The sequence below is a fragment of the Paraburkholderia phytofirmans OLGA172 genome (genome assembly GCF_001634365.1).
Lineage (GTDB): Bacteria > Pseudomonadota > Gammaproteobacteria > Burkholderiales > Burkholderiaceae > Paraburkholderia.
The window spans coordinates 2,225,641-2,249,847 of the sequence record NZ_CP014579.1; the positions used below are offsets into that span (position 1 = coordinate 2,225,641).

19 protein-coding genes, 1 tRNA gene and 1 pseudogene are annotated in these 24,207 nt (G+C 60.3%); 7 read left to right on the top strand and 14 right to left on the bottom strand.

The window, feature by feature from the left end; genetic code table 11:
- Positions 1–22: 22 nt before the first annotated feature.
- From AYM40_RS29910 to AYM40_RS42015, 3 genes are all read left to right on the top strand, one after another.
- A complete protein-coding gene (locus AYM40_RS29910) occupies positions 23–2,071 on the top strand; it encodes an FUSC family protein (protein WP_063499660.1) in 2,049 nt (682 codons plus the stop codon).
- Between the two features lie 426 nt (positions 2,072–2,497).
- Positions 2,498–2,809 carry a DUF4148 domain-containing protein gene (locus AYM40_RS29915; RefSeq protein ID WP_063499661.1) on the top strand — a complete coding sequence of 104 codons (312 nt, stop codon included), beginning with the start codon at positions 2,498–2,500 and terminating at the stop codon, positions 2,807–2,809.
- 301 nt (positions 2,810–3,110) lie between these two features.
- On the top strand, positions 3,111–3,254 hold the full coding sequence (locus tag AYM40_RS42015) for a hypothetical protein (protein ID WP_181448439.1): 144 nt from the start codon (positions 3,111–3,113) through the stop codon (positions 3,252–3,254).
- A gap of 241 nt (positions 3,255–3,495) precedes the next feature.
- Here the strand turns inward: AYM40_RS42015 and AYM40_RS29920 are convergent.
- The 7 genes from AYM40_RS29920 to fdnG form a co-directional block, all read right to left on the bottom strand.
- Positions 3,496–3,591: transfer RNA gene (locus AYM40_RS29920), tRNA-Sec, on the bottom strand.
- Positions 3,592–3,646: 55 nt separating this feature from the next.
- Positions 3,647–5,560 (bottom strand): selenocysteine-specific translation elongation factor, encoded by a 1,914-nt coding sequence (gene selB / locus AYM40_RS29925; RefSeq protein WP_063499662.1) that lies wholly within the window; start codon positions 5,558–5,560, stop codon positions 3,647–3,649.
- The gene (gene selA, locus AYM40_RS29930) at positions 5,557–6,987 is read right to left on the bottom strand and encodes an L-seryl-tRNA(Sec) selenium transferase (protein ID WP_181448440.1); all 1,431 of its coding nucleotides are present in this window, start codon (positions 6,985–6,987) and stop codon (positions 5,557–5,559) included. Before selA ends, selB begins: the two co-directional genes overlap by 4 nt.
- Before the next feature lie 16 nt (positions 6,988–7,003).
- On the bottom strand, positions 7,004–8,002 hold the full coding sequence (fdhE, locus tag AYM40_RS29935; protein WP_063499664.1) for a formate dehydrogenase accessory protein FdhE: 999 nt from the start codon (positions 8,000–8,002) through the stop codon (positions 7,004–7,006).
- A 118-nt stretch (positions 8,003–8,120) separates the two neighbouring features.
- Positions 8,121–8,795, bottom strand: a complete 675-nt coding sequence (locus tag AYM40_RS29940; RefSeq protein ID WP_063499665.1) for a formate dehydrogenase subunit gamma — start codon at positions 8,793–8,795, stop codon at positions 8,121–8,123.
- Positions 8,782–9,714: a formate dehydrogenase subunit beta gene (gene fdxH / locus AYM40_RS29945; RefSeq protein ID WP_063499666.1), complete on the bottom strand. Its 933-nt coding sequence runs from the start codon at positions 9,712–9,714 to the stop codon at positions 8,782–8,784. Before fdxH ends, AYM40_RS29940 begins: the two co-directional genes overlap by 14 nt.
- A 9-nt stretch (positions 9,715–9,723) precedes the next feature.
- Entirely contained in the window at positions 9,724–12,792 is a 3,069-nt protein-coding gene (gene fdnG, locus AYM40_RS29950; protein WP_082855515.1) for a formate dehydrogenase-N subunit alpha, read from the bottom strand.
- A 256-nt stretch (positions 12,793–13,048) separates the two neighbouring features.
- Here fdnG and selD point away from each other — a divergent pair, with 256 nt between their 5' ends.
- On the top strand, positions 13,049–14,113 hold the full coding sequence (selD, locus tag AYM40_RS29960; protein ID WP_063500804.1) for a selenide, water dikinase SelD: 1,065 nt from the start codon (positions 13,049–13,051) through the stop codon (positions 14,111–14,113).
- 172 nt (positions 14,114–14,285) lie between these two features.
- Here selD and AYM40_RS29965 read toward each other — a convergent pair.
- The 4 genes from AYM40_RS29965 to AYM40_RS29985 form a co-directional block, all read right to left on the bottom strand.
- Positions 14,286–15,036, bottom strand: a protein-coding gene (locus AYM40_RS29965) for an IS5 family transposase (protein ID WP_420488524.1) whose coding sequence is annotated in 2 segments (ribosomal slippage) — positions 14,286–14,709 and positions 14,708–15,036 — 753 coding nt in all. Because the reading frame shifts where the segments join, the coding sequence is not laid out codon by codon here.
- A 94-nt stretch (positions 15,037–15,130) separates the two neighbouring features.
- Positions 15,131–15,373, bottom strand: a complete 243-nt coding sequence (locus AYM40_RS29975; RefSeq protein ID WP_063499669.1) for a DUF6429 family protein — start codon at positions 15,371–15,373, stop codon at positions 15,131–15,133.
- On the bottom strand, positions 15,370–16,464 hold the full coding sequence (locus tag AYM40_RS29980; protein ID WP_063499670.1) for an IS630 family transposase: 1,095 nt from the start codon (positions 16,462–16,464) through the stop codon (positions 15,370–15,372). The genes AYM40_RS29975 and AYM40_RS29980 overlap by 4 nt, the downstream gene beginning before the upstream one ends.
- 492 nt (positions 16,465–16,956) lie before the next feature.
- The gene (locus tag AYM40_RS29985; RefSeq protein WP_063499671.1) at positions 16,957–18,066 is read right to left on the bottom strand and encodes an IS110 family transposase; all 1,110 of its coding nucleotides are present in this window, start codon (positions 18,064–18,066) and stop codon (positions 16,957–16,959) included.
- Between the two features lie 90 nt (positions 18,067–18,156).
- On the opposite strand from AYM40_RS29985, the gene AYM40_RS29990 reads away from it, so the two are divergent.
- Entirely contained in the window at positions 18,157–19,185 is a 1,029-nt protein-coding gene (locus AYM40_RS29990) for an FAD binding domain-containing protein (protein WP_335341240.1), read from the top strand.
- An 86-nt stretch (positions 19,186–19,271) separates the two neighbouring features.
- Here AYM40_RS29990 and AYM40_RS29995 read toward each other — a convergent pair whose 3' ends face one another.
- Positions 19,272–20,072, bottom strand: coding sequence for a porin (locus AYM40_RS29995; protein WP_063499673.1), 801 nt, complete (start codon positions 20,070–20,072; stop codon positions 19,272–19,274).
- A gap of 60 nt (positions 20,073–20,132) precedes the next feature.
- Here AYM40_RS29995 and AYM40_RS30000 point away from each other — a divergent pair, with 60 nt between their 5' ends.
- Both AYM40_RS30000 and AYM40_RS30005 read left to right on the top strand, forming a co-directional pair.
- Positions 20,133–21,038, top strand: a complete 906-nt coding sequence (locus AYM40_RS30000) for a LysR family transcriptional regulator (protein WP_063500805.1) — start codon at positions 20,133–20,135, stop codon at positions 21,036–21,038.
- A gap of 347 nt (positions 21,039–21,385) precedes the next feature.
- Entirely contained in the window at positions 21,386–22,498 is a 1,113-nt protein-coding gene (locus AYM40_RS30005; protein ID WP_063499674.1) for an alkene reductase, read from the top strand.
- Between the two features lie 175 nt (positions 22,499–22,673).
- Here AYM40_RS30005 and AYM40_RS30010 read toward each other — a convergent pair whose 3' ends face one another.
- Entirely contained in the window at positions 22,674–23,744 is a 1,071-nt protein-coding gene (locus AYM40_RS30010) for an IS30 family transposase (RefSeq protein ID WP_063499675.1), read from the bottom strand.
- A gap of 145 nt (positions 23,745–23,889) precedes the next feature.
- Positions 23,890–24,105: pseudogene (locus AYM40_RS30015) on the bottom strand (tyrosine-type recombinase/integrase); the annotation flags it as partial.
- Positions 24,106–24,207 lie beyond the last annotated feature (102 nt).

The window sequence follows — 24,207 nt, forward strand, 5'->3', positions numbered from 1 at the left end:
ATCTCCCAAGCGATTTGCTCCGATGAATTTCCCTTCGCTGCGTGACTGGATTTTTTCGCTAAAGACCTTCCTCGCAGGGATGCTCGCGCTTTATATCGCGTTCTACTTCGACCTTCCGAGGCCGTACTGGGCGTTGGCATCGGTCTATATTGTGTCGAACCCGTTTGTCGGTGCGACACGCTCGAAGGCGCTTTATCGCGTGATCGGCACCGTGCTTGGCGCGGTCGCCTCCGTCGCCCTCGTGCCGCCTTTCGCGGAGACGCCTTATCTGTTGAGCGCGCTGATAGCGCTATGGACAGGCGTGTTCGTCTACATTTCGATTTCGACGCGAGCCGCACGCAATTACGTTTTTCTGCTCGCCAGTTATTCGCTGTCCGTCATTGCTTTGCCGGCGTTGTCGGACACGTTGAGCATCTTCGACGTGGCAGTGGCACGAACCGAAGAAATCACGCTTGGCATCGTCTGCGCGAGCATCGTCGGCAGCGTTTTTTTTCCGAGCCGGCTCGCGCCGACACTAATCGAGCGAACGGACTCGTGGTTCCGCGACGCCGTTCTTTACGCGAACGAGTCGCTAGCGGGCCGGGTCGCTGGAGCGCTCGTTTCGGGAAGCCGACAGAGGATGGCGTCGAGTGCCCGCGGCTTCGAATTCCTGTTGAGCCAGTTGGCCTACGATCATGTCAGTCCGGCGATTCTCGCTCGCAGCGAGCAACTGCAAGGCCGGATGCAACTGATACTGCCCATTACGTCAGCACTCGCAGACGTGCTCGCGGCCGCGCAGCAATCAGGCCCTGGCATTCCTGCGGGTTTCGGCGAACTGCTGCGCGATATCGGGCGCTGGATGGACGCGCCGCTCAGCGAGGACCCCGAGCGCGAGGCGCCGCTAATCCGAAAGCGTATTGCGCAACTGGATCCGGCGCACAACGAACTGACGACATGGCAGGCGGCATTGTTATCCAGCGCGCTCTGGCGCTTGCGGCAGCTGGTCGATCTGTGGGCCGATTGCCGGACCTTACGTCTTATCATCGTTCACGAAAGAGGACACTGGCGGCCGCGGTTTCGTCATTGGCGGGTCGGCACGCGGCACGTTTTTCTCGACCGTGGTCTTGCTCTATTCTCCGCCAGCTCGGCGGCGCTGGTCATCTTCGTTTCGTCGTGCCTGTGGATCGCTTCCGGATGGCAGGATGGTGCGGCGGCGGTGTCGTTGGGCGCTATCGGCGTCTGCTTTTTCGCCGCGCTGGACGAGCCCGTGCCTATGATGATTACTTTCCTGAAGTGCTCGACGATGGGCGTCGTCATTTCGGCGCTCTATCTGTTTGTCGTGTTGCCGAGTGGCCAGGACTTCGTTGTGCTGGTCATTTTCTTCTCGTTCGCGTTTGTTCCGCTTGGACTGTTGATGCCACGTCCGAAATGGGCGTTGATATCGACGCTCGTAGCGTTGACGGCCGCAACCTTTCTCGGTATCGGCAGCGCCTATGACGCCAACATCCTTAGCTTCCTGAATGGCAATCTCGCGGGGCTGGCCGGCGTGACGTTCGCTTCGGTGATGACGGGGGTCATCCGCCCGTTCGGAACGGATGCGGCGACGGCACGACTGACCCGGTCAAGCTGGAGGGATGTCGTTTTAAGCGGGTCTAATTTATCTATTGATCATCAGCGTGATCTGAACGCACGCATGCTCGACCGACTCATGCAGCTTATTCCGCGCGTCGCGCCGAGCGAGGACTACGAGCACCCGTCCACTGAAAGCCTGCGCGACATGCGCATTGCGCTCAATACACTTGACCTGCGCAGACTCTCGGGCAAGTTTTCTGGAGAGTTGCCGGCCGTATTGAATCGTGTGCTCGACGACGTGCGGTCGTACTATGAACGATGCCTCGAATCGGGCGAGCGCCAAAGCGTACCGCCGACGCTTACGGTCGACGTCGATGCCGCCATAGCGCGGGTCATGGCTGACTTCGCGGCCGACCCTGGTGTGCCTAGCTACAAGCTGCGCAAAGGTGCGCTGCATGCGCTCATCGGACTCCGGCTGTCGCTGTTCCCAGGCGCGACACCTGACGACGCGTCCTTGTAGATCGCGAGTGCATAGACGGCGGTGCGCTTGCTCAACGGGTAATCGACGCTTGCGTCCGGCCTGGTTGAAGTGGCCCGCGCCCATCAGGCGCATATACGAGTAGCCGAGGCTGGCCGTCAAAGCCGGGGGAAGGAGTACTTGCGGCAGCCTTCTAATGCGTTACGTGGTCTCTTCGTGGGACGATGGCGCGCGTCCGCTTCCGGCCACCGCGGTGCACACCTCGAATGAAACGGAACACGCAGGCACTTCGCCCTTCGGTAGCTTCGCAGACGGCCACCCACGCGAATCAGGGTTTACCCAAATTCTGCAACAATCCTCTCCAGGCATCGGCCTTAATCTTAAGAACCTGCTTACCTATACTGCGGTTACTGATTTACGAACAGGGCTGTTCGTAGCAGGACAAAACGAAGTCTGGAGGTAGGTACCATGAAGTCCCTTATTCAAGCTGTTGTCGTTGCCGCTGCCCTTGCTGCTCCGGTTGCCGTATTCGCTCAATCGAACGAACCTCTCACCCGTGCGCAAGTGCGTGCCGAGCTCGCTCAGCTTGAGCAGACTGGCTGGCGTCCGGCTGCTGGTTCCGATCCGCACTACCCGGAAGACATCCTGGCTGCCGAAGCCAAGGTGGTCGCACAAAACGGCGCGGCAAGCGGTTACGGCGGTGTTGTAACTGGTTCATCGGACGCAGGACGCCCGGCAGTGTCGAAGGCCGACTGGAACGCGATGTACAACCACCCGTAATGCGTTGATTTCGGACGTGCCGGCAGGATGCTAACAACTGGTTGGGGGTTTCATGACGCGGAAGCCAATGCTGGCAAACGATTCCGACGAAATTGAGCCTTGCGCAGTTCGAGCAGTTTGTCTTGCCGCATCTGAGCACGGGTCGGCGTGGTCCGGCCCCGACGCTGGGGTTGCACAGGATTTTCAACTACATCCTGCAGTTGCTGTACATGGGATGTCGGGGGAAGGCGCTGCCGATCGAAAGGAATGCCGAAGGTCGCCCTGAAATTCACTACACGCGCATCTATCGGGCGTTGCGGCGATGGCAAGCCGATGGCTGCATCGGGTCTTCGCCCAGGAAGACAAGTTCCGGCGCCTGCTGCTTCGCTTCGAGCGTCTGAGCCCGGTTCACTATGCATTCAAGACCCTCGCTTATACGATGATCAACCTGCGGCACTACGGCTGACCATCAGCGCCGGTGCGAGCACCGTGGCGATGGCGATCGGCGCCATGAAGTGTCACGTCAACTTCATCTGCAATCCTGACAAACCATCGCTAAAAATAACATAAAATCCGACTTTTTCACAACATGAACCGCCCCTGCGCGCTCACGCTACATCGCTTCACTGCCGCCAGTTCGCGCTGGATTGAAACCCGCAACCAGTTGGAAGATACCGGAATGCCCGGGAAGCCCGGGAAGCCTTGTCTGGCGGAAGGCAGCCGGAGTCGAACCGACCTGAGCGCGTCTGACGCCCTCAACTGGGTTTGAAGCCCAGCCGCACCACCGGATACGAATGCCTTCCTACGGTGATTGAACTACAGTGATAAAAAACCACGCATTGCGACTCAACCCCTGAATCAATTCAGATCGAGCCAACGACTATCCGTGCGCATCAGATGCAGGCCACGGTGGAAGCGAGTATACCCAACCCGGTCGAAGAATTCCAAAAGCTGAATCGCGCGCTTTCGTCCAAGACCAGTGACGTCACGAAAAGGCGCGGCCGCTACCGTACCCGCATTCTTTTGCGCTTCGGAACCCGCAATCAAAGCCAGTTCGCGAATCACCTCATGGTGATAAAAGAGGTCGCGCACAACCTGAAAAAGTTCGCCCTGTCGCGCGAGCTTGCGCAGTAACTGTCGCATGCGGTCTTCGGATACGCCATGTGCGTTTGCCAGATCACGCACCCAGGGCGGATCGAAACGTCCTTCTTTCAGCGCCGGCAGCAGTGCCGCTGCGAGCGCGCGATCGGCGTCGTCGAGCGTCACCGAGTGGTCCGGCAGATGCAGCCACGGTCCGCGTCTGACGATCTCGCCACGCGCCGCCGCATCGTCGATTACGGCGCGCCACAATGCATTGTCGACGAGAGGTGCCGCGATCCGCCGTAAGCGCGATACATCCGGGCCGAGTTCATCCGGCGAGCGCTCGTGGTACTGCTTTAGCGTCGTAGTCAGCCGCGCATTCAAGGCCCGCCATGACTCATCTGCGATCAATAACGCATCGTTACCGGGGAGTTCCACAACGCGTGTGTTGGACGGCAACGCGAACGCGGCCGCCCGCATGCCCGTCAGTCGTTCCAGCAACGAACGGGACAATCCATGCGGAGCCCTTGCGAGGAGCGAATCCAGCGCCCCGGTGTCGAGCATGACCTGAATCGCATCGAGCCACGCCAGCCGCTCTGCGGAGCGACGCTTGCGCGAAGGCGCGAACGGATCGAGCACATGACCGCCGCCAACCGTGCGATTAGCCTGCGCATTGCGTACGACAAAACGGTCGCCAGGAAGCGCGCACACCGGCCGTTCGAACACGAGCTGCGCGCGCGCCGACTGACCTGCGCCGAGCGTCTCGCCATCGAGCAACGCGACATGCGCCACCTGATGCTGCGTGCCGAGATGCACATGCAGCGACGCCCAATGCTCCAGCGTCAACGGAGCATCGGCGAGCAGCGTCAGCATGACGTCGACGCGGTCCGACGCTTGCGACAGCCGCGGATCGACGATCCAGTCACCTCGATCAATCGCGCTCTTCTCGATGCCCGGCAGATTCAACGCGCAGCGCTCGCCCGCCCGCCCGGTCTCGGCCGGACGATTCTGCGCATGAATGCTGCGTACGCGCACCAGCTGATTTTTCGGCGCGAGCAGCATCGTGTCGCCTACCGTCACGCGTCCCGACACCACGGTCCCTGTCACGATCGTACCTTGACCCGCAAGCGTGAAGACACGGTCGATCGCGAGACGGAACAGGCCGTCGTCGCGCTTCATGCGCCACGCTGCTGCCGCTGCGTGCAAATGCGCTTTCAACGCAGCCACACCAGGATCGTCGTCATGCGTCGCGCAGGTGTCGAACACGGGCGCATCCTGCAACACGCTGCCGTTCAGAAACGCTGCGATCTCGTCATGCGCTTCCTGCAGTCGCTGCGCATCGACACGGTCTATCTTCGCCAGCGCTATCGCACAGCTCTTGATCCCGAGCAGTTCCACAATCGCCAGATGTTCGCGCGTTTGCGGCATCACGCCGTCGTCGGCGGCAATCACGAGCAGGGCGAAATCGATGCCGCTCGCGCCCGCGGTCATCGTATGAACAAGCTTTTCGTGGCCCGGCACATCGATCAGGCCGAGCACGTCGCCGTTTTCGAGCGGTACGTACGCATAGCCCAGTTCGATCGAAATGCCGCGCGCCTTTTCTTCCTTCAGACGATCCGTATCGACGCCCGACAGCGCTCTCACCAGGCTCGTTTTGCCGTGGTCGATATGCCCGGCCGTACCTACGATCATGCCTGCACGTCCTTCAATTGCTCGATCAATTGCGCTTCATCGGCGGCTTCGAGACAGCGCAAATCGAGACGTAACGCATCGTCTGCGATACGGGCGATGACCGGCCGCGCCATCTCGCGCAAGCGCTTCTCGAGCGCGAGCAATTGACGGCCGCCGCGCTTGCCGTCGGCGGTCCTGACGACGAGGCCATAGCTCGGCAGCACATCGACCGGCAATGCGCCGCTGCCGATCTGACTGAACATGGGCTCGGCCACCACGACGTAGCGCTCTCCGACCATACGCTGCAACGCAGGCTGTATCCGCTCCGCGGTGAGCCGGATGTCGTCGCTCGGGCGCGTGAGCAAACGCAGCGTAGTCAGCCGCTCAGCGAGTTTTTCCGGCGCGCGATACATCTGCAGCACGGTCTCCAGTGCCGCGAGCGTCAGTTTGCCGACGCGCAGCGCGCGCTTGAGGGGATGCTTCTTGATCTTTGCGATCAGATCACGCCGGCCGACGATCAACCCCGCCTGCGGGCCACCAAGCAGTTTGTCGCCGCTGAACGTGACAAGATCGGCGCCGGCTTCGACGGTTTCGCGCACGGTCGCCTCACGCGGCAAGCCCCATTGCGTCAGATCGACCAGCGTGCCGCTGCCGAGGTCCACCGCAACGGCGATACCGCGCGCGTGGGCAAGCGCCGCGATGGCGTCGACCCCGACCTCTTTGGTGAATCCGCTGATCGCGTAATTGCTCGTGTGGACTTTCATCAGCAGCGCGGTTTGCGGACCGATGGCTTCGTCGTAGTCTTTCAGATGCGTGCGATTGGTGGTGCCGACTTCGCGCAGCCTGGCGCCCGCGCGGCTCATGATGTCGGGAATGCGAAACGCGCCGCCGATTTCAACCAGTTCGCCACGCGACACGATCACCTCTTTTTTTGACGCCAACGCGGACAACGTGAGCAACACCGCCGCAGCGTTGTTGTTGACGACGGTCGCCGCTTCGGCGCCAGTCAGTTCGCAGATGAGTTCGTCGATCAGATCGTCGCGGTCACCGCGCTTGCCGGTGCCGAGATCGAACTCGAGGTTAGCCGGTTGCGTGAGCGCCTTCATGACGGCTTGCACCGCTTCGTCGGGCAGCAATGCGCGGCCGAGATTGGTATGCAGCACGGTGCCGGTCAGATTGAAGACGCTGCGCAAGCGGGCCGCGTTGCGCCGGCGCAGCGTGGCCTCGACGGAGACCTGCAGTTGCGCGATATCGAGCGCGCTCACCGACGCATCGCCCGACTGCGCGTCGGCGCGCCACGTGTCGAGTGCGTGACGCAAGGCACCCAACACCTGCGTACGGCCGAACTCAGTCAGCAACGCCGCAAACTCGGCCGACGCCATCACCCTTTCCACCGACGGCACACGCGCCATCAACGCCCGCAATTCAGAGCCGGTCACATCGCTCACGAGGCAATCCTCTTTCTCAGTCTGACTCGTCGGAAGAGTCATCAGCCGCGGTGCCGGCCGGTTCCGGCCAGAGCCACGGATGCGGCGACGCGCGCCGGTAACCCTCCGCTCCCATCAGCAAGTCCAGAGTGAGACTGGCGAGATCGTCCGCGAACGGTTCGAAATCGTAGTCCTTCGACTGAATGCCGATTTTCCGGTAAGTATGGCATTCGTCGCACGACTCCGCCTTCAAGACTGCATTCCTGGAATCGGCTTCCCGGGTGGCCTCGTCGGTGTCCTGCGCGCCGACAGCGTGATAGGCAATGCCCTTGGTCGAGTCGCAGTTCGAACATTTCGCGCGGACCATGTGCCACTCGGTCGCACACAGACCGCATTGCAGGTAGCGGTAATTGTCATACGTACCGCCCACACGCACCATGCTCGCCACCGGATGCGATCCGCATACAGGACACAGACCGAGCGTCTCGAGGTACGGCACCTCACGCTTATCGATGTCGGCAGCGAGGTCGGTCCATACGACTTGCAGCGCGGCCATGATGAACGGCGCGCACGCGGGATCGACTTCCTCGAAGCGCTGCGCGAAAATCGCGTCGGCCTGGGATTCGAGCGTGGCCTGGTCCAGCGTTCGCAGCTTTTCAATCAGTGCTTCGAGCGGCGGTGTGAGCGGGCCGGCGGCTTGCACCTTGTCGACCAACTGCAGCAGAACGTCGTGCCACGCCGGATCGCGCACGCCGGAAAGCGCCGGAATCAGCGGCATGGAATGCTGCTGCGCACTCGCGATCAACTCGGCGCCAGGCGGCTTCGCCTCGAAGCCGGTGATCACGGCTTGCTGCGCGTCCGCCAGCACGGCCATCAGGCGCAAATAGCCGGCGATCGGATTACTGAGCGCCGCCAGTTGACGCAGCCGCGCAGCGCGCGCCGAAAAGACCGCCAGCCGTTCCGGCGTACGGACACGGGGAATCGCCGTGTGATCGAGCGATTCGATATCGCCGGCTTCAAGAATGCGTTGAACCAAAGTATCGACCTCTGAAAACTGCGCTGAAAACTGAAGAGCCGCCGCTGTTCGTCGAACAAGGGCGGCGGCTCGGGGTGCGGTGCGCGGCAAGTTGTGCCGCGCTTTTTTTACCTATCCTTTACCGATCCTGCTTGCCGATGATTTCCTTGAACCAGTTCGGATGATGCTTTCTCGCCCAGCCGTAGGTCACGGTCCCGCGCGTCATCGCACCGACCGAGCCCTTGATCCACAGCGCCGCATAAATATGCACGACGATGCCGACGATCAGCACGAACGCAGCTGCAGCATGAACCAGCGCCGCGAGGCGGATGATCTCGATCGGGAAATAGAACGAGAAATAGCGCCGCCAGATCACAACGCCGCTCGCCAGCAACAGCAGCAGGCAAATCACCATAGTGAAAAATAGCAGCTTTTGGCCGGCGTTGTACTTTCCGATCGCGGGGAGCTTTTCCTCACGATTGTTGAGCACGTCGTCGATCTGCTTCATCCACTGGATGTCGGCTTTGTCCAGATAATTGTGATGCCAGAAGCGCAACGCAAGAATCAGGAACGACAGGAACATCACGCAACCGACAAACGGATGCAGAATCCGCGTCCATTGCCCGCCGCCAAAGATCGCGTACAGCCACGACATCGCCGGATGAAACATGGCGAGGCCGGAGAGCGCCAGCAAGACGAACGTGATGGCAGTGATCCAGTGATTCGTCCGTTCATTCGGCGTGTAACGCTCGATCAGGCGGTTGCCTTTCACGTCTTTGAGCACACCGTGCTCATTGTGCTCAGCGTGCGTCATCAGATGCCTCCCGCGAACGGCGTGCTTCGTCAGCTTCATGTTGGGCTTCGACTTCTTCCGCCTCCGTCACCTCGTTCGGACCGACACGCGTGTAGTGGAAGAACCCTGCCAGCGCAGCAAACGCAATACCTGCCAACGCCAGCGGTTTCGCCAGACCTTTCCATAGATAAACCATCGCGCTGATCTTCGGATTCTGCGGCAAACCGTGATACAGGTTGGCTTTGTCGGCGTGGTGCAGCACGTACATCACATGCGTGCCGCCCACGCCGGCAGGATCGTACAACCCGGCGTTCTGGAATCCACGCTCCTTCAGATCGACAATCCGATCCGCCGCCTGCTGCTTCATGTCCTCCTTGGTGCCGAACATGATCGCGCCGGTCGGGCAAGTCTTCACGCACGCCGGCTCCTGACCGACAGCCACGCGGTCCGAACACAGCGTGCATTTGTACGCACGGTTGTCCTTCTTCGAAATGCGCGGCACGTTGAACGGGCAACCGGTGATGCAATAGCCGCAGCCGATGCAGTTTTCCTCGTGAAAATCCACGATGCCGTTCGTGTATTGAACGATCGCGCCCGGCGACGGACAGGCCTTCAGACAGCCCGGATCCTCGCAGTGCATGCAGCCGTCCTTGCGGATCAGCCACTCGAGATCGCCTTCGGTGTTCTCGTACTCCGAGAACCGCATGACGGTCCACGAATGCTCTGACAGATCGCGCGGGTTGTCATAGATGCCGGTCGTCGTACCGATCTCGTCGCGCAGATCGTTCCACTCCATACAAGCCGTCTGACACGCCTTGCAGCCAATGCACTTCGATACGTCGATGAGCTTGGCGACTGTGCCCGTCACCGGCTCACGCACTTGCGGTTCGGGCAAGGTCGTGGCCGAGAGGCGTTTGATATCCAGTGATTGCAGTGCCATCTCTTTTCCTTATGCCTTTTCGACCTTGACGAGGAACGACTTGAATTCCGGTGTTTGCGAATTCCCGTCGCCCACGGAGGGCGTCAGCGTATTGACGAGATAGCCCGGCTGCGCGAGCCCCTTGAAGCCCCAGTGCAACGGCAACCCGACTGTCTGGACCTTTTTTCCTTCGATCATCAGCGGTTTGATCCGCTTGGTGACGAGCGCCACGGCGATGATGTGTCCGCGGTTGGACGACACCTTCACGCGATCCCCCGCGACCACGCCCACCTCCTTCGCCAGATCCTCGCCGATCTCCACGAACTGTTGCGGCTGCACGATCGCGTTCAAACGCGCGTGCTTGGTCCAGTAATGGAAATGCTCGGTCAGACGATACGTGGTGGCCGTATGCGGGAAGTTCTCATGCGTGCCGAAGGCGGCCCGGTCGTCCGGGAACACGCGCGCCGCCGGACTGCTGACGACCGCCTTGTTATCCGGATGTAGCGGGTTATAGCCGAGCGGCGTTTCAAACGGTTCGTAGTGCTCGGGGAATGGACCTTCCACCAGACCGTCGCGCGAGAAGAAGCGCGCCACGCCCTCCGCATTCATGATGAACGGATTCATGCCGTTTTCAGGCGGCTCGTCCACCTTGAAGTCGGGAATGTCCGCACCGCTCCACGTCTTACCGTTCCACGCGATCAGCTTGCGCGTGGGATCGAACGGTTTGCCGCTGACGTCGCACGAAGCACGGTTGTACAGAATCCGCCGGTTCGCCGGCCACGCCCATGCCCAGTTCAACGTATTGCCAATGCCGGTCGGGTCCGAGTTGTCGCGGCGGCCCATCTGGTTGCCCGCCTGAGTCCACGCACCGCAGAAGATCCAGCAGCCGCTTGCCGTGCTGCCGTCGTCGCGCAACTGCGCGAAGCTCGCCAGCTGCTCGCCCTTTTTGGCGAGCACCTTGGTTTTGTCGGTGGCGTCGGTCACGTCGGCGAGCGCCTTGCCGTTGAACTCCATGGCGATTTCTTCAGGCGTCGGACTTTCCGGATCGGAGTACGGCCAGCTCATCTTGAGAATCGGATCGGGATACTTGCCGCCGTTCTCCTGATAAGCCTTACGAATGCGCAGCCACAGACCCGACATGATTTCGAGGTCGCTCTTCGCTTCGCCCGGGCCGTCCGCGCCCTGCCAGTGCCACTGCAGCACGCGGCTGGAACTGACCAGCGAGCCGCGTTCTTCGGCGAAACAGGTGGTCGGCAGACGGAAAACTTCCGTTTGAATCTTCACAGGATCGACGTCGTTGAACTCGCCGAAGTTCTTCCAGAACTCGGAGGTTTCGGTGGCGAGCGGATCCATGATGACGAGCCACTTCAGCTTGGCCAGACTCGCGCCGATCTTCGCCTTGTTCGGCGCCGCGGCGAGCGGGTTGAAGCCCTGCGCGATGTAGCCGGTCATCTTGCCTTGATTCATCAGTTCGAAGACCTGCAGCATGTCGTATGACTTATCGAGCTTCGGCAGATAGTCGTAGCCGAAGTTGTTCTCGGCGGTCGCGTTATCGCCCCACCACGACTTCATGAAGCTGACATGAAAGGCGCGGTAGTTGCGCCAGTAACTCAACTGATTCGGCCGAAGCGGCTGGCTCGCGCGCTGCGTGATGAAGGCGTCGAAGTCCTGCTCGGCTTCCATCGGCAGCGTCATGTAGCCCGGCAACAGGTTCGACATCAAACCAAGGTCGGTCAACCCCTGGATGTTCGAGTGACCGCGTAGCGCGTTCATGCCGCCGCCCGCAATGCCGATGTTGCCCAGCAGCAATTGCACCATCGCGCCCGTGCGGATGATCTGCGCGCCGATCGAATGATGCGTCCAGCCGAGCGCATACAGGATCGTGCCGGCACGCCCGGGGACGGCCGTCGATGCCAGCATCTCGCACACCTTGAGGAATTTTTCCTTCGGTGTGCCACAGGTCCTCTCGACCTGCTCGGGCGTATAGCGCGAGTAGTGCTGCTTCATCAGCTGATAGACGCAGCGCGGGTGCTGCAGCGTCGGATCGATTTTGGCGTAGCCGTCGTCGCCACGCTCGTAGTCCCACGTACTCTTGTCGTAGCTGCGTTTATCCGCGTCGTAACCGGAATACAGGCCGTCTGTGAACGAAAAATCCTCGCGCACGATGAACGGCATATCCGTGTAATTCTTGACGTACTCGTGCTGAATCTTGTCGTTGGTGAGCAAATAGTTGATCACCCCGCCCAGGAACACGATGTCCGAGCCGGTCCGAATCTGCGCGTAGTAGTCCGCGACCGAGGCCGTGCGCGTAAAGCGCGGATCGACCACGATCAACCTTGCCTTGCGGTGCGCCTTCGCTTCCGTGACCCACTTGAATCCACACGGGTGCGCCTCGGCCGCATTGCCGCCCATCACGAGAATCACATCCGCGTTCTTGATGTCGACCCAATGGTTCGTCATCGCTCCACGGCCAAACGTCGGGGCAAGACCTGCCACCGTCGGGCCATGTCAAACACGTGCCTGATTATCGAATGCGAGCATGCCAAGACTGCGGACAGTCTTGTGCGTCAAATATCCCACTTCATTGCTACCGGCCGATGCGGCGAGCATGCCGGTGGTCAGCCAGCGGTTGACCTTCTTGCCGTCTTCCGTCGTCTCGACGAAATTGGCATCGCGGTCTTCCTTCATCAGCCTGGCGATACGATCGAGCGCGTCTTCCCAGGCAATCCGCTTCCATTCATTCGATCCAGCCGCGCGGTACTCCGGATACTTCAGCCGGCTCGGACTGTGAATGAAGTCGATCAGGCTCGCACCCTTCGGGCACAACGTGCCGCGGTTTACCGGGTGATCGGGATCGCCTTCGATATGGATGATGCTGGACTTTGCATTCTTGGCGTTGTCGCCAAGTCCATACATCAGGATGCCGCAGCCCACCGAACAGTACGGGCAGGTGTTGCGGGTTTCAGTTGTGCGCGACAGTTTGTACTGACGGACTTCGGCTAGCGCGGGTGCCGGAGAGAAGCCCATGAGGGCCAAACTTGATCCGGCGAGCGTGGTGGCGGAGACCTTCAGAAATTGTCGCCGGGACATGTGGGTCATGTAATGGCCTCGGCTCTTTTTGGGATACCAATAACGATTATAGAAGCCCATATGAAGTTCTGCAGCGAGACTATCCATCCCATTCACGTCGTTAAATATGAAGTACTACAGCCGATTTAGACGGAACCATGCATTAATCCTTTTGCGTCAGTTGATTGCGTCTGCAACGACCAACGCCGCGGGCGGCCGCTGTCCTGCGCCGCGCGCGCACAACCGCCATAATGTGGTCATTCGAAGCTTGGAATCCGCGCCACACATGACCGACACCCTTCCCACCGCAAACCCTTCGCCCCGCCTGACCAGCCTGTCGCACGGCGGAGGCTGCGGCTGCAAGATCGCCCCCGGCCTGCTTGCCGACCTGCTCAAGCGCAGCGCGCCGCTGCCGTTCTTTCCCGACCTGCTGGTCGGCAACGATACCGCCGACGACGCCGCCGTCTACCGGCTCAACGACGAGCAGGCGATCGTCGCCACCACCGACTTCTTCATGCCGATCGTCGACGACCCGTTCGACTTCGGCCGCATCGCCGCCACCAATGCGCTGTCCGACGTCTATGCCATGGGCGGCAAGCCGATCATGGCGCTGGCGATCGTCGGCATGCCGGTCAATGTGCTGCCGCACGACGTGATCGCGGCAGTGCTGAAGGGTGGCGAGTCCGTCTGCGCCGAAGCCGGCATTCCCCTCGCCGGCGGTCATTCGATCGATTCGGTGGAACCCATCTACGGCCTCGTTGCGATCGGCGTGGTCGATCCGCGGCGTGTCAAACGGAATGCCGATGCGCGGGCGGGCGACGTGCTGATCCTCGGCAAGCCGCTGGGCGTGGGCGTGCTGTCGGCCGCGCTGAAAAAAGACCGGCTCGATTCAAACGGCTATGCCGCGATGATCGCGGCCACGACCAAGCTCAACCGGCCGGGCGCGGCGCTGTCCGCGCTCGACGGCGTGCATGCCCTCACGGACATCACCGGCTTTGGCTTGCTGGGTCATACGCTGGAATTGGCCCGCGGGTCGAATCTGACCGCCCGCGTGCGCTATGCGGATCTGCCCTGGCTGCCGGACGTGGTCGGCTTCGCGGAAGCCGGCATTTTTACCGGCGCTTCGGGGCGCAACTGGGACGCTTATGGCAAGGACATTGTTTTGCCTTCCTCATTGCCGTCGACGGCCCGGACCCTGCTCACTGATCCGCAAACCTCGGGCGGCCTGCTGGTTTCGTGCGCGCCGGAGGCAGTCGACGAGGTGCTCGCCCTGTTCCGCGCCGACGGTTTCGACGAGGCGTGCGTGATCGGCGAAATGGTCAGCGGAGACAAGCGAGTCGAGGTTATCTGAGTCGCGGGCGGGTTTCATCGGCGGGGCGGGGCGAGGCGCAGGTCCTGGAAGCGGGGCTGAACGGCTCGCCGGCCGGCATTGACGGCGCATGCGATAATTTCGCTTTTCCCGCCGCTCCGTTTCGTCCGTAACCCCTTGAAAAACCTACTTATCAGCCTAGGGTGTGTTGACATTAGACGAGCCATATGAAGGCTGCAGCCAAGGCGACAAACGAAGCAAATCGCTCAGACAGTTTGTCGTATCGCGTGGCGACGCGGCGAAACTGCTTGATGCGCGCGAAGAACCGTTCGACCAGGTTACGGGACCGATAGAGATGCTTATCCAGAGGGCGTTGCACGAGCCGGTTTGCGCGACTCGGGATGACCGCTTGAACATCGAACGTGTGCAGATGTTCGATCAGTGCATCCGTGTCATATGCCTTGTCGGCCGCCACACTATCGGGCTTCAGATCGCCCAGCAATGGCAGAGCTTCAGGGCTGTCACCTGCCTGACCACCCGTCAAACGAAATTTCGCCAGCATGCCCAGGCCGTCAACCAGCGCATGAATTTTCGTACTGAGTCCACCTCGCGAGCGACCCAGCGCCTGATCACCTTTTTTTGGGAGCCCCAGCAGCGTGCTGATGAGCGCGAACAATGGTGCTATCGATGAAGACTTCCTCGAAATCTGCATCGGCGGCCAGCTCGGCAAATACCGTGTGCCATACCCCGGCACGTGACCATCGACTGAAGCGCTTGTACACGCTGTTCCAAAGGCCAAACTCCTCAGGCAAATCGCGCCACGGGCTACCGGTACGGGCGATCCACAGCACCGCCTCGACGAAATCCCGATTGTCGGCAGCGGTTCGTCCTCGATCGCCGGATTTACCCGGTAGCTGTAATGCAACGCGCTCATATTGGTCGTCTCGCAACATCTTCCGCACCATCTCTGTCTCGCCCAAAAGACAGGATGTAAACAGCTTTCCGGCAAAGTTAAGGAAGCTCTGCACAACTAGTGTCATGAGTTAGAAGTTCGTTGAATCAATTCCCTGTTCTTTCCGGAATGACAAAGTGCTGATTAAAAAGTCGCTCGGACTCGCGCAGTCCTTCTTCCGTAAAGATCACGGACTTCGTCTTGTTGACAGGGTCTTCGATGAAGCCTCGTTCATGGAGTCGGTTCAGCACGTCCCGGTCGAAGCCCTTCCATGCACGGTATCGGTCATGCAGGGTCAGGTAGAGAAGCGCCAGGGAAACTTCATCAATTGCATCGGTATTGATATTCATGATGCTCCTGCCGCAGCCTTCCGGACCCGCACACAAAACCGTTCGAGGCTGGCCAGGATCTCATCGGCCGACTTGCTCCAGACAAACGGTTTGGGGTTCGCGTTATAGACATCCAGGTAATGACGGATCGCGTCTTCGAGTTGACGTGTCGACCGATGCGTACCGCGTCGAAGGTATTTTTCAGTGAGCGAAGCGAACCATCGTTCGACCTGGTTAAGCCACGACGCCGAGGTGGGCGTGAAGTGAACATGGAAGCGAGGATGACGAGCGAACCAGGCTTTGATCGAGGCCGTCTTGTGCGTGCCATAGTTGTCCATCACCAGATGCACATCCAGGTAAGACGGCACGCTGGCTTCGATGGTGCGCAGAAAGCGCACGAATTCGCTGCTGCGATGTCGCCGATGTACCTCGCCGATCACTTCTCCAGTAGCGATGTCCAGTGCCGCGAACAGGGTGGTCGTGCCGTGGCGCATGTAATCGTGGGTGCGTCGCTCAGCGATGCCGGGTGCCAACGGCAACATGGGTTGCGTGCGATCGAGCGCCTGAATCTGGCTCTTCTCGTCCACGCACAGCACCATAGCCTTGAGCGGCGGGTCCAGGTAAAGCCCGACGATATCTCGCACCTTGTCGACGAACATCGGATCGCTGGAGAGTTTGAACGTTTCCTGCCGATGCGGCTGCAAACCAAAAGCACGCCAGATCCGCGTAACCGCCGTCTGCGACAGTTTCATCTCGCGAGCCATCGTGCGCGTGCTCCAGTGAGTCGCTCCGACAGGAACGGACTCAAGCGTCTTCGCGATGACCGCATCGACCCGCGTGTCATCAATCGTCCTCGGCGCGCCGGGCCGTGGTGCATCGAGCAGTCCGTCCAGACGGTGAATCACGAACCTCGCCCGCCACTTCGAAACCGTTTGCTGAGTGACCCGATGTTTCGCCGCAACTGTCTTGTTGTCCATGCCACCGGCACAGGCCAACACGATGCGCGCCCGCAATGCCAGGGCCTGCGCAGTCTTGCGTCGCATCGTCAGCGCTTGCAGGTCTTCGCGCTCCGCTTCGCTCAGCACGAGCTCCCCTTTGGGCCGTCCACTCATCGTTGCCTCCGCGTATCAAGTGCTACACAGAACACTTTAATACGTGATCGGCATCATTCAATGAATTTTTAACTCATGACACTGATATGTATGGACCGTGTCAAGTGCCAAAGCGCGGTTTCCCGAAGGTTGACGGGTCAAGGGCGGGCTTCAGCCCGGCGTAGCGGACCCTTGACGCGACGTCGGTTTTCCATGCTAAGCATTGGTCGTGAGGGCGGCGCTTGCGCGCTCACGACCATGCGAGACCGTCTCTCTGACGGTCGTTACCAACAGGGTGTTTGGGCCAGGACGAGGCGGTTATCCGACGGTTGATCATTCTGATATGCGCGGGTTGGTTACCGCATGACAAACGAAGCGTCGGGGAGCTGCCTCAATCTAGTTTCGAGGGTTGTGCTGTTTCCAGTTGCCTCCTAGTGTTACCACGAGGGTTCTCCCACCGTTGCCTGGTCCTGGCCCAAACATCCTGTTGCATACTCGATCCTCTCATGCCGGCTAAGCTCGACTGAGGGGGATGACGTATTGCCCGATAGCCCAGATAAAGCCGACGAGCTCGCGCGCAATGGCGGTACAGACCTGGTTCTTGAGCTTGCCGCGTGCCATCAGGTTTCGAAAGCGTTGACACAGCCGCTTTTGCGCCGGCCAGGCGATCTCCTGGACCTCCGGCGGTGTACGCTCGGCGCGCCGCTGCAGGATCGCGGTCTTTCGTGCGGCATGACGATAGGTCCACGCTGCTTCGATGAGTACCCGCCGGACATGGCCGTTGCCGGTCTTGGTGATGCCACCGCGGCGCTCGCGCTTGCCGCTGGAGTGTTCGCTGGGCACCAGGCCCAGATAAGCCATCAGTTGGGGCGCGTTGGCAAACCGTGCGAGATCACCGAGTTCCGCGACCACCGTCACAGCCGCGAGCAGACTGATGCCGCGCAGCGCCATCAACGCCTCGATTACCGGCCAAACCGGGCTGGCGTGCGCGGCTGTCTCGACTTCGCGGTCGAGGCTGGCCACGCGCCGGCTACAGGCCTGCACCGTGTCGATATATTCCTGCAGCACGATCTGTTGCTCAGGCCGGGCGAACTTGATGCCTTCCAGCCAGCGCCAGTGCGCTTGCGTCCACCTGGAGCGGCCGTTGTAGCGATGGCCATGGCGCGACAGGAACGACAACAGCCGTTGCTTGGCCTGGCGCTGCAGATGCTTCATGTCCTCACGCGCACGGGTCAGATCGCGCAGTGCCTCCTGGGCCTCATCTGGAATCCACACGGGGCTCAACTCGTCGGCGCGATGCAGGCGCGCCAGGCTTAGGGCATCGCGCCGGTCGGTCTTCACGCGCTCGCCCGGCTTCTTCGGAATCAGTGACGGCGCGATGACCTGACAGTCCTGCTTCAGCTCACGCAGTTGCCGGCAGATTGTGTAGCCGCACGGGCCGGCTTCATAGCAGAACGCCAGCCGTCCCGTGCTCCGCTTGAGCTGTGCGACCAGCTTCGTGATGGCCTCCGGCGTGTTCACGATCTCGCCCATATACCGCACCTCGCCGGCCGTGTCGGCGACCGCCACGGCAATCGTTTCCTGATGTACATCCAGGCCCACGTACTTGCTAAACTTGTTCATGACCTGCCCCCTCAATGGCGGCTCTGAGCCGCGGCGTAACCCACCTCAAGCTTAATCCGCGTACCTTGAGGTGCGGCAGGTCCATACATGATGTCTAGTGAACTCGACAGCCGGGGCGGCGGAATCGTACTGCAGCCTGATGTCATGGAAGCCTTCCGCTTCGGCGGGGTCGCGTTACCCACCCCTCCCGGCGTGGACTCCGGCGAGCGCATCTATCTTGACCGGTCCGACCGTATTATCGAGCGGTTCAACATGCCGCAGACGCAGACCTCGTGGAACCTGATTTACAGCGCAATGAGACGTGCTTTGCCGCCCGAAGTCATTCACCCGGGCGAACGCTTCACCCGTCTCGAGCAAATCGGGGAAACGGTCACAGCCCATTTCGAAAGCGGTCGCGTGGAGCACGCAGATCTATTGATTGGCGCCGACGGCGCGCGCTCTACGGTCCGCGCACAGCTGCTACCTGGCCTCGAGCCCACCTATGCAGGCTATATCGCATGGCGTGGCCTCGTCGAAGAAAGCGATCTGCCTACTGAAGCCGCGGACATTCTGCGTGACCGATTAACCTTCCAGCAGGGCGAAGCGCATCTGATCCTGGTCTATCTCGTACCGGGGGAAGATGGTGCGACCGAACCTGGCAGGCGCCGCTGGAACTGGGTTTGGTATCGGCCATTGTCGCCCGACAACCTAAGGACACTGATGCTCGACCGGCACGGCAAGCAACGCAGTACCTCTTTGCCGCCCGGCACTACCAGGGATGACGATATCGCCGAGTTACGCGCGGCCGCCAGCCAGTTGCTTGCCCCAACGCTTCAGTTGCTGGTGAAAGCGACTGTCGAGCCGTTCGTTCAGGCGATTCAGGACCTTCGGGTCGAAAAGATGATGTTCGGCCGGGCAGTCCTGCTCGGAGATTCCGCATACGTCCCGCGTCCGCACACCGCTGGCAGCACTGCCAAGGCGGCCGCGAACGCGGTTGCGCTGGCTCAGGCTCTCTCGGTTGGCGGCAAGCACCTACAATCCGCGCTGTCACGTTGGGAACTATCGCAAAGACGGCTCGGTATCAGCATGTCGGAACTCGGCATTGCTCTGGGTGACCGCATTATGAAGCTTAGCCACTAGCGCCCGATCGGAATGATGAAGGTCACCAGCACGTAACCCAGCGGCGCTGCCGCTGGTGATCGAGGCTTAGAAACGGTGGGCCAATCCTATCGTATCCACAACCTCTGGTTTCTCGCTGACGGCGTCAGTCCTGCGATCGAAGCAACCGCGCTTTGTCCTGGCGAGTTCGTTCCGGAGGCGCGCTGATAGGCGGCGACCATATAGACGTCCGTGCGTTTGGAGAGAAAGTAATGGGCACCGACCGTCACCTGCTGATAGCGCGCACTTTGATCATTGGGACCATCGTCCTTGGTGAACGAATACGACAGTCCTAGTGTCACGGGTGCCGAAACCTGATATTGCAGGTTCGCTTCAACCGTGTTGAAGGTCGAGCTACCCGAGTATGACAGCGGATTCGGTCCCGAAGACGAACCCAAACCGGCAAATCGCGTGTTGGTATAAACGAGGCCCAGCGTCGCCGGGCCAGCCACATATGAGCCGCCCATACCGAAGATCTGCTCCCGGTGCGCCGATGCATAGCCCGCGATGACCGGGTTTCGTTGTGCGGTTGTCGCCGAACCTAAGGACCCGAAATTGTTCGTTGTAGCGCCGCCCGCTGCCGGCGTTGCTCCAAACATCGAGACATTTGGGTCAAACGCGTCCACAAACGCGATGCCGAGACGCACAGGGCCTCCCATATAGCCCATCCCGACGGACCAGATCTGATTCTCCGAGAAACTACCCGCGACGCCACCGGCAGAGTACAGTGCGTTGGCAGTAATGCCGTTCCACGTGGGCGAGGTGTATTTGAGCGAATTGTTTTGTCGATTCGTACCGCCGATGTTGTCGACAGGCGCCTTCGTACCTGAAAGATCGTGTCGTTTGATAGTATTTCGTTGAGAATGCATGGCCCCGCTGGTCCGCCGGCGCGGCCATCGCAAAAGTTGCAAACCGAACGGAACCAGATCATGGACAAGCTATTGGCGCTCCGGGCGTTCGTGGAAGTCGCCGAGGCGGGCGGTTTTTCGAGTGCGGCACGGCGCCTCGATCTGGCGACATCCTCGGTCATGCGCTCTGTCTATTCGCTTGAGAAGCAGCTTGGCGCGGTACTGCTGAATCGAAGCACTCGCCAGGTCACCCTCTCCGAGGCGGGAACCTCCTACTATGCCAAGGCGAAAAAACTACTCGAAGATATGGCCGACGCGGACGCGTCTGTTTCGGATAGAGGCGGTGAGCCATCGGGCCCGTTACGCGTTTCCGTGCCAGTCGCATTCGGCGCCCGACGGATCGCACCTGCTCTCGCGGCGTTTCTGAAAAAATACCCAAAGCTCGAACTGGACGTCAAACTTAGCGATGCATTTGTCGATCTGGTCAGCGAGCGAATAGACGTCGCTATTCGCCTCGGCGAGGTAGCGTCCATTGCTGACGTCGTCAGCAAGCGCGTCGGGATCTTCGCTCGTTATCTTGTCGCGAGCAGCGAATACCTCGATCGAGCAGGCTATCCCGCGTCTCCTGACGAATTGGCAGACCATGAATGCCTTCGATTCACCTACACGACAGAACCTCAAGTCTGGACATTTTCGCGTGAGAAGGAAGAAAGGCGCGTGCCTGTGACAGGGCGGCTCAAGGCAAACAGCTCCGAAGTATTACGCGAGGCGACGTTGGACGGTATGGGTATCGCGTTACTTCCTGACTGGCTGGTGGAATCGGACGTCCAGTCGGGGGCACTCACGCGGCTGTTCGCCGAGTTCGAGGCGGGCCCGAACGACGCACGGGCTGTTGTAAGCGCGCTCTATCTTCCCAACGAACGCGGGTCGCGAAGAGTGAATGCGTTTATCGATTTTGTATCCGAACTGGCGAGCGGACCTCAGTGACCGCTCGCGTCAATCAATAGCAGCTGGCATTCGGCCACTGCTGGCGACTGCCCGCAAACGCCGCAACACCCGCAATGCCTTCCTTGAGCTTTGCACACCACGCAATGGTGTGTGGCGCGCCGTTGGGATTCCGCCCAGGCCTGGTCTCACCTACCCTTACATGCATCGACCACCGCATGGACACGCAGCACCGACGCATGACAGTCAACGACGAATACGACTTCTCATAGGCCACGGAATCGATTGGTAGCGGAAGACTCACGTGAGGCACGCAGCGATGCGAAGTGCCTTGAAATGCAAACGGCGGGCCTGCAACGCGCACTTCACATCTTTGACGGAGATACACCATGACGAAGCACCTCTTTAACCCGATCAAACTCGGCCGGCTCGCCCTTGGCCATCGCGTCGCGATGGCGCCCCTGACGCGCTCGCGTGCTGGCCGACCGGACAATGTGCCGACGGACCTGAACGTCGAATACTATCGGCAACGCGCCAGCGCGGCGCTGATCGTGAGTGAAGCAACGCAGATCTCACAGCAAGGCCAGGGTTATGCGTGGACACCGGGTATCCACACGGAAGAGCAGATTGAAGGCTGGCGTGCTGTCAGCAAGGCTGTGCATGAAGAAGGCGGTCACATGTTCCTCCAGTTGTGGCACGTCGGCCGTGTATCGCATCCGGTGTTCCAGCCCAATGGCGGCCTGCCTGTTGCACCTACCGCCATGCCGGTTCCCGGGAAGACGTTCATTCTTGACGAAGCCGGCAACGGTGTATGGAGCGACGTACCGGTACCGCAGGAACTGACCGTCGAAGGCATTCGTGACATCGTCGCCGACTACCGGCGTGCCGCAACCAATGCGATCGCGGCCGGCATGGATGGTGTCGAAATTCATGCTGGGAACGGCTATTTGCTGGACCAGTTCATCAACAGCAGTAGCAACCATCGGCAGGATAGCTACGGCGGCAGCATCGAAAATCGCGCGCGACTCCTGCTTGAAGTCGTGGCTGCGGTCAGCGACGAAGTGGGTCCGCAAAACGTCGCTGTTCGCCTGACCCCGATGGGCCGTTTCATGGGTATGGGTGACGAAACGCCTGAGGCAACGTTCGGCTATATTGTGCGAAAGCTCAATGACTACGGCCTCGCCTATTTGCATCTCGTCGAGCCAGCTATGGTTGGTACGGTGAAGGACGAGAATTTCGACCCGCGCTGGGACGCCATCATCAAATTGCTGCGAGACGAATATAAGGGCGTGTTGATGATCGCTGGCGGCTATGACCGTGAAACCGCCGAAAAAGCGATCGCCAGCGGCCGAGCTGATATCGTCGCGTTTGGACGCCCTTTTATCGCAAACCCGGATTTGCCGGCCCGCCTGCGCGACGGACACCCGCTGAATGCCGCCGACAGCAGCAGCTTCTTCGGCGGTGATGTTGCCGGCTATACAGATTACCCGGCCATGAACTGAGCGTGAACTATCGCACGAGGTTGCTTTGACAGGGTGACGCAATCCAAAGCGAGGCTGCCTGCTCCGCGGATTGCGTCGCTTAAGGGCATACGAAGAAAGGCCGTGAAGCGCTGTGCTTGACCATACCGCGGCTTGCTACGCGCCGGCCCGGATTGACTGTAATAGCCGGGCGGTTTCAAATACCAAGTTCAACAGCTGGATCGATGACAATACCTTGCTTTGCACAGTTATCAATGAAGACTTCGCCTGGCCTGCGCCATCCAAGTGTTTTTCGAGGGCGTCGATTCAGGTTCAGTGCAATCGCATCAAGCTCGCGCTGCGAGAACTTTGACAGGTCTGTTCCCTTCGGCAGGAACTGGCGCAACAGCCCGTTGGTGTTCTCGCAGATACCTCGTTGCCAGGGGCTATGCGGATCACAGAAATACACCTTGATGCCGGTTGTCTCGGCCAGCTTCTTGTGTAGCGCCATTTCCTTGCCCTGATCGTAAGTCAGGGTCTTGAGCAGTTCCGGATCTAGAGGCGCAAACGCAGCGCTATACGCCTTCAGCGCCGCTTCGGCAGTACTGTCCTCCATCTTCACCAGCATCACGAACAGTGTGCTTCGATCGATCAGTGTGCCCACTGCTGAACCGTTGCCCGCCCCCTTGATCAGATCACCTTCCCAGTGTCCGGCAATCTGCCGCTCATTGGCCTCCGGAGGCCGGATATGAATGCTTGCCATATCGACCAGCTTGCCCCGTCGGTCTTCGCCTCGCGTGCGCGGCTTGCGCGCGCTACGTCCCTGTCTTAACAGGCCCACCAGCTCGCGCTTGAGCTCGCCGCGCGGCATGGCGTAGATGGCGTTGTAGATGGTCTCGTGCGACGCGTTCAAGGCAGGTTTGTCCGGATGATTGCGTTTGAGTTCGGCGGAAATCTGTTCAGGTGAATGACACTCATCCAGGTGCTCACGCACTTCAGCCCAAAGGGCTCCTTCAGGCTGAAGCTTCCGCTCGCGACGCGGCTTATGGCGAAGCTGCGTTGCCCGGCGCCCAGCGGATGTTGCATTGTATCCACCCGCAACTGGCGGCCTGCCCAGTGCGCCGCGTTCGTGCTTCGGCTTCCAGTTATTGCGCCTCAACTCCCGACTGATCGTGCTCCGCGAGCGCTGCAAAGCCAGTGCAATTGCGCTTAAGGTACGGTCCTCGAGCTTCATTGCGAAGATCACGCCGCGCTCTTCGGCGCTCAGATGTTCGTATATTTTTCCCATGCAACGCATCCTAACTGAGGCTGTTGCACTTGTATTTTGAAACCGCCCCGATTATGCCAAGTCGTTGATTATGGAAAGTAGCAGGTCGGAAGTCGCGTCGAGAGCTGATGGAAAGCGGCAAGCACGAATTCCGGCCTTTGCATAATCACAGCGCCTTCAGGAAGTTGAGCAGCGAGTCAGGTGCCTGATAGCGCGGGACCTTGCTTCCTGGTTCGTGAAGCCTGGCAAGTGCACGTTCCTTCATGGTCAGGTCGGCTTCGACGTAATGGTGCGTCGTGACGGGGCTCTCATGTCCGAGCCACAATGCGATTACGCTGATGTCGACGCCAGCCTGTAGTAGGTGCATGGCCGTGGTGTGCCGACTATCTCTTGATAGAAATAGCCGCCACTATATGCCCTTCCGAATTATGTCGGGCGGCACGATTGAACTTCGACGATCTACCCGAACGGTGCGTGTCGAAAG

Coding starts and splice junctions, on each gene's coding strand:
- AYM40_RS29995 (WP_063499673.1), bottom strand. CDS start 20,072: ATGCATTCTCAACGAAATACTATCAAACGACACGATCTTTCAGGTACG.
- selD (WP_063500804.1), top strand. CDS start 13,049: ATGACCGACACCCTTCCCACCGCAAACCCTTCGCCCCGCCTGACCAGC.
- AYM40_RS29915 (WP_063499661.1), top strand. CDS start 2,498: ATGAAGTCCCTTATTCAAGCTGTTGTCGTTGCCGCTGCCCTTGCTGCT.
- AYM40_RS29940 (WP_063499665.1), bottom strand. CDS start 8,795: ATGACGCACGCTGAGCACAATGAGCACGGTGTGCTCAAAGACGTGAAA.
- AYM40_RS42015 (WP_181448439.1), top strand. CDS start 3,111: ATGGCAAGCCGATGGCTGCATCGGGTCTTCGCCCAGGAAGACAAGTTC.
- AYM40_RS29985 (WP_063499671.1), bottom strand. CDS start 18,066: ATGAACAAGTTTAGCAAGTACGTGGGCCTGGATGTACATCAGGAAACG.
- AYM40_RS29980 (WP_063499670.1), bottom strand. CDS start 16,464: ATGAGTGGACGGCCCAAAGGGGAGCTCGTGCTGAGCGAAGCGGAGCGC.
- AYM40_RS29975 (WP_063499669.1), bottom strand. CDS start 15,373: ATGAATATCAATACCGATGCAATTGATGAAGTTTCCCTGGCGCTTCTC.
- selB (WP_063499662.1), bottom strand. CDS start 5,560: ATGATCGTAGGTACGGCCGGGCATATCGACCACGGCAAAACGAGCCTG.
- AYM40_RS30000 (WP_063500805.1), top strand. CDS start 20,133: ATGGACAAGCTATTGGCGCTCCGGGCGTTCGTGGAAGTCGCCGAGGCG.
- AYM40_RS30010 (WP_063499675.1), bottom strand. CDS start 23,744: ATGGGAAAAATATACGAACATCTGAGCGCCGAAGAGCGCGGCGTGATC.
- AYM40_RS29910 (WP_063499660.1), top strand. CDS start 23: ATGAATTTCCCTTCGCTGCGTGACTGGATTTTTTCGCTAAAGACCTTC.
- fdxH (WP_063499666.1), bottom strand. CDS start 9,714: ATGGCACTGCAATCACTGGATATCAAACGCCTCTCGGCCACGACCTTG.
- AYM40_RS29990 (WP_335341240.1), top strand. CDS start 18,157: ATGTCTAGTGAACTCGACAGCCGGGGCGGCGGAATCGTACTGCAGCCT.
- AYM40_RS30005 (WP_063499674.1), top strand. CDS start 21,386: ATGACGAAGCACCTCTTTAACCCGATCAAACTCGGCCGGCTCGCCCTT.